This window comes from Companilactobacillus halodurans (genome assembly GCF_009600985.1).
In the GTDB taxonomy this organism is placed as follows: domain Bacteria; phylum Bacillota; class Bacilli; order Lactobacillales; family Lactobacillaceae; genus Companilactobacillus; species Companilactobacillus halodurans.
The window spans coordinates 1-1,326 of record NZ_VDFP01000159.1; the positions used below are offsets into that span (position 1 = coordinate 1).

Sequence of the window (1,326 nt, forward strand, 5' to 3'; positions counted from 1 at the left end):
GTAACTTTTGATTCAAGTTAGGAACGATCGTGTTGGCTTTTTGAACTTTGTCCATAATATCTTGTAGTTCGGGCAAGTTATCGTCAGTCGTTACCAATAGTGAAGATAATCTTCTTAGCATTGGTAGGTTATGCTGAATGTCTGCTCCGGACTTGTTTAAAGCCTTAGTGATAGTTTTACTGATTGTACCAATAAATTCATCGGAAATCGTTCCTTGCAACGTTGTCGCCCCGGTTTCGGTCAATTTCGGGGCAATCGCATTTATTTTCTGGTTAACTGAGAAAACTAAAGTTGGTTTCTTAATCTTACCAGATAAGAAACTAACGATATCCTTTGAAAAGTTTTTTGGAATGTAAATACCAGCATAGTATGAACCATCCTTAACACCTTGGTCTAGTTGTGCTTTGGAATCAACGAAGGTCCATCCCAATTTATGATTCTTTTTTAAGTTGTCGATCAATTGATCACCAATCTCGATTTTTTGACCCTCAAGTTTAACAGGTTGATCATCTGAATAAACGGCAACTTTTAGATCACTGGTATTTGAATAAGGATCCCATAGGGCCCATACGTTAAACCAGCAGTACAAACATGGCAAAATTATCATGGCTAGCATCAATAAGGTTGCGGGTTTTGATTGCAAAGTTCTTTTTATATCTAATCTGAATAGCTCCAAAGCTTTGATAGAAATCCCCTCCAAATCTCTCTTAAAAACTGAATGGCGCAAAACCATTATATAACGTTACGATAACGGATTGTAGTAAATGAACCCGTTGACAGTATCTAAAATCTCAGAATCATCATGTAGCATAGAATGTTCAGCATTGGAGCCTCTGATTAAATATTCAGTATATTCTTTAACTTTTGATCTAAGAACGTAGGAAATAGATTTTGCTGACGTAACGGAGATATACTTATCACTATTTGAGTGATCACCAACGTTACCAAAAATATTTAAAACACGTAGATCATCCGAAATGTTGTTTCTATTAATAAAAATTCTAAAATAAGTTGGACTCATAAAAGCAGGGCGTCCGTTGGGTTTAAGCCGGTTGATGTTGGGAAGATCACCTAATCCTAAAATACCATTGAACGGTCCAGCAATGAGTACTAATTTTTTAAGTCGAGGCATATAAGGACGCATTTTTTCCCTTAGATTGACTAGAACTAAGGCTACAGCACCTAAAGAGTGACCAATAGCGTCATATGTAGTAAATTCATGTTTTAAGCGTAAATCAAATAGAAGTTTCACTAACCAATATTCCATTTGGTTACTGCCAACCCATTCGTTCTGGAAAACAACTTGAACAATGGGACGTTCGTCCG

Annotated in this window: 2 protein-coding genes; both read right to left on the reverse strand. The window is 36.5% G+C overall.

All coding sequences use genetic code 11. From position 1 onward, the window contains the following. Positions 1 to 676 (reverse strand): YhgE/Pip domain-containing protein (locus FHL06_RS13255; protein ID WP_238334056.1); only part of this gene is annotated, 676 nt, incomplete at its 3' end. 66 nt (positions 677 to 742) lie between these two features. After that, positions 743 to 1,326: alpha/beta hydrolase (locus FHL06_RS13260; protein ID WP_153387088.1), on the reverse strand; the 584-nt coding region annotated here is incomplete at its 5' end.